At 74.5% G+C, this 3,344-nt stretch carries 3 protein-coding genes; all 3 read left to right on the top strand.

From position 1 onward, the window contains the following. On the top strand, window positions 1-1,053 hold a 1,053-nt coding region (cydC, locus tag ACFU99_RS38295), incomplete at its 5' end, for a thiol reductant ABC exporter subunit CydC (protein ID WP_384401714.1). A gap of 10 nt (window positions 1,054-1,063) precedes the next feature. Then, window positions 1,064-2,845, top strand: a complete 1,782-nt coding sequence (locus ACFU99_RS38290) for a GAF domain-containing sensor histidine kinase (RefSeq protein ID WP_384401711.1) — start codon at window positions 1,064-1,066, stop codon at window positions 2,843-2,845. A gap of 211 nt (window positions 2,846-3,056) precedes the next feature. After that, a partial coding sequence (locus ACFU99_RS38285; protein ID WP_384401708.1) for a hypothetical protein occupies window positions 3,057-3,344 on the top strand: 288 nt, incomplete at its 3' end.

The raw sequence follows: 3,344 nt of genomic DNA, 5'->3' as shown, positions 1-3,344 counted from the left end.
GGGCTGTCCGCGCTGGCGGCCGGGCTGACCGTGGCGGCGGCGGCCTGGGCGGGCGTGCAGGCGCTGCACGACGGCCGGCTGGGCGGGGTGTGGCTGGCGGTGGTGGTGCTGCTGCCGCTGGCGGCGTTCGAGGCGGTCGCGGGGCTGCCGCTGGCGGTGCAGTACCGGCAGCGGGTGCGGCGCTCCGCGGAGCGCGTGTACGAGGTGCTGGACGCGCCCGAGCCGGTGGCCGAGCCCGCCGAGCCGCTGCCCGCTCCCGCGTCCCCGTTCCCCCTGCGCGTACGGGACCTGACGGCGCGCCACGCGGGGCAGCAGGAGCCCGCGCTGGACGGCTTCTCGCTGGAGCTGACGGCCGGGCGGCAGGTCGCCGTGGTGGGCGTCTCGGGCGCGGGCAAGACGACGCTCGCGCAGGTGCTGCTGCGCTTCCTGGACGCCGAGTCCGGCGCGTACACGCTGGGCGCGGAGGGCCGGGACGCGGCCTCGATGGACGGCGACGCGGTGCGCCGGCTGGTCGGGCTGTGCGCGCAGGACGCGCACATCTTCGACAGTTCGGTGCGCGAGAACCTGCGGCTGGCCCGTACGGGCGCGGGCGACGCCGAGCTGCGGGAGGCGCTGCGCGCCGCCCGGCTCCTGGACTGGGTGGACGGCCTTCCCGACGGGCTGGACACACTGGTGGGGGAGCACGGCGCGCGGATGTCCGGCGGCCAGCGGCAGCGGCTCGCGCTGGCGCGGGCGCTGCTGGCCGACTTCCCGGTGCTGGTCCTGGACGAGCCCGCCGAGCATCTGGACCTGCCCACGGCGGACGCGCTGACGGCGGATCTGCTGGCGGCCACCGAGGGCCGTACGAGCGTGCTGATCACGCACCGGCTGGCGGGGCTCGACGCGGTCGACGAGGTGGTCGTGCTGGAGCGGGGCCGCGCCGTGCAGCGCGGCGCGTACGCGGAGCTGGCGGCGGCGGACGGGCCGTTCCGGCGGATGCTGGAGCGCGAGCGGGAGACGGAAGGTCCGGACACCAGCCATAGGCGACTTTCACTTGCAAATGGGACTTACTAGTCTCAGGTCTATGGCAGCCACGTCAGCACCACAGGACTCACCGGACTCTCAGGGTCCGCTGGGCCCCCCGGATTCGCCGGGCCCGCCGGATTCTTCGGGCCCGCCGGACCCGCTGGACATCGCCACCGAGGCGAACCGCAGCCTCCAGGGCCTGTCCACGGAGCTGACCGCCCGCGTGCCGCGGCTGCTGGAGGCCATGCGGTCGGTCGGCAACGGGCTCGAACTGCGCACCACGCTCGACCGGATCGCGGAGACCGCCGCGGAGCTGGCCGACGCCGAGTACGCGGCGATCGGCGTCATCGACGCCGCCGGCGAGGGGCTGTCGGAGTTCATCACGCACGGCGTGTCCGACGAGCAACAGGCGCTGATCGGCGACCTGCCCGACGGGCGCCGCGGGCTCCTCGGCGCCCTCATCCGCCGGCCCGAGACGGTCATACTCGCCGATCTGACCGCCGACCCGCGCTACGCCGGATTCCCCCCGAACCACCCGCCGATGCACACCTTCCTGGGCGTCCCGATCAAGGTGCAGGGCGAGACCTTCGGCAACCTCTACCTCGCCGAGAAGCGCGGCGGCGGGCTGTTCAGCGACGCCGACCTGAACATGGTGCGGGTGCTCGCCACCGAGGCGGGCATCGCCATCGGCAACGCGCGCGTCTACGAGGAGGGCCGCCAGAGGATGCGCTGGATCGACGGCTCGGTGGCCGTGACCACGGCGCTGCTCTCCGGCAGCGACGCCGAGGACGCGCTCGCCGTCGTCGCCGAACAGGCCCGCCGCCTCGCCGACTCGGCCGCCGGGATCGTGCTGCTGCCCGACAACGAGGGCGGCCTGGAGATGGTGGCGGTCAGCGCCGAGAACGGCGCCGGACTCCTCGGGACGGTGATACCGCCGCACAGCCCCGTCGTCTCCAAGCTCCTCGCCGGGGAACCGGTGTACGTGGACGACTCGGCCACCGACGACCGCATGATCACGGACGCCGCGCCGCTCTTCGGCCCGAGCATGCTGCTGCCGCTCAAGAACGGCGACCGGGTGCTGGGCACCCTCGCCACGCCCAGGAGCCGCGGCGACCGCAAGTTCACCGACACCGAGCGCACGCTCGCCGCCCAGTTCGCCGCGCAGGCCGCGCTCGCCCTCGTCCTGGCCGACGCGCAGCGCGACCGGGAGCGGCTGGCCGTCTACGAGGACCGCGACCGGATCGCCCGCGACCTGCACGACCTGGTCATCCAGCGGCTGTTCGCCACCGGGCTGATGCTGGAGAGCGCGCAGCGCAAGGCGGTCGTGCCCGATGTGCAGGTCAAGCTCGGCCAGGCCGTGGACGAGCTGGACGTGACGATCCAGGAGATCCGCACGGCGATCTTCGCGTTGCAGCAGGGGCCGACGGAGGCCCCGGCCGGGCTGCGCACCCGCGTCCTGCGGGAGATCGGGACGGCCGCCGTGCCGCTGGGCTTCCAGCCCTCGGCGGCCTTCGTCGGGCCGGTCGACGCGAAGGTCGGCGAGCTGACCGGCAAGAACCTCATCGCCGCGCTCCGGGAGGCGCTGTCGAACGCGTTCCGGCACGCCCAGGCGTCGCGGATCGAGGTGCTCGTCGACGCGACCGCCAAGCTGCCGGACGGGCGCGACGGCGTACGGCTGACAGTCGCCGACGACGGGGTGGGCATCCCGGAGAACGGCCGGCGCAGCGGCCTGAAGAACCTCGCCAAGCGCGCGGAGTCGCTGGGCGGCTCCAGCACGCACGGGCCGGGGCTCGGGGAGGACGGGGGCGGCTCGCGGGTCGTGTGGGAGGCGCCCCTCTAGGGATCTCCGGGATCTCCTGGATCTCTAGGGATCTCCATGGACGCCGCCGAGTGTTGGTGGAGGGGGCTCCCCCGGGCGCCCCCTCTTGTGCAATCGCGCGTCCTCTTTAGAAGAAGACGCGCGGTGTCACAAGGAGGCGCGCGGAGCGGCCGTTGCGCCAATCGGTCCTCTGCACGGGCGGACGCGCGCGGGCCGGGCCACGATCCCAAGCATGCGATGCTCCCACCGTCGTCCCTACCGTCCTCCCTGCCGGGCGTGCCGCCGATCACCGCGCCCCCTGGGCATCCTGTGCTCGCTCGGCCTCGTCCTCGCCGGGCTCATCTCGCTCACCGGCTCCGGCCCCACCGCCGCCATGAGCGCCCCTCAACTGATGGCGCGGGCGAGCTCCGATGTGCTGCGGCTGGGCGCGGCGGCACAGCGGGCCAAGGCCGGCTACGAGCAGGGGCGACGCGCCGAACGGGCGCAGCGCCTGCGGGCCGCGCGCCTCGCGGCGATGCTC

It is taken from the genome of Streptomyces sp. NPDC057654, from assembly GCF_042800135.1.
Taxonomy (GTDB): domain Bacteria; phylum Actinomycetota; class Actinomycetes; order Streptomycetales; family Streptomycetaceae; genus Streptomyces.
The sequence above is the reverse complement of the archived record's forward strand: the minus strand, read 5'-3'. Positions and strand labels throughout refer to the sequence as shown.

What these genes read in the sequence shown, in the direction of transcription:
- ACFU99_RS38290 (WP_384401711.1), top strand. Translation starts at nt 1,064, where the DNA reads ATGGCAGCCACGTCAGCACCACAGGACTCACCGGACTCTCAGGGTCCG.